General features: G+C 65.1%; 1 pseudogene. It reads right to left on the bottom strand.

Annotation, left to right across the window (positions count from 1 at the left end):
• Positions 1-252 (bottom strand): annotated as a pseudogene (locus SB816_RS33540) (malonate transporter subunit MadM); the annotation flags it as partial.

Here is a 252-nt window from a genome sequence, read left to right as displayed (position 1 = left end):
GCTCGCACCGACGATAAACGGCAGGATCGTGCCGAGCAGCAGTGCAATCACACCAATCATCCCAGCCTTGCGCGCCTCGGTGGCTTGCACTTCAAACGCCGTGGCGACAATGGCGAAGTCGCGCAGCATCGCGCCGCCCATCAGGCCGATCCCGGAGAACAGCGCCAGGTCCGCCAGACCTTTCTGGCCGCCCGTGATCGTGCCGCCGACCCAGGCCAATACCAGGCCAATGACGATGGCAATCGCCGAGCC

It is taken from the genome of Achromobacter sp. SIMBA_011, from assembly GCF_046535435.1.
GTDB lineage: Bacteria > Pseudomonadota > Gammaproteobacteria > Burkholderiales > Burkholderiaceae_B > Achromobacter > Achromobacter dolens.
This window is presented reverse-complemented; position numbering and strand designations above follow the sequence as displayed.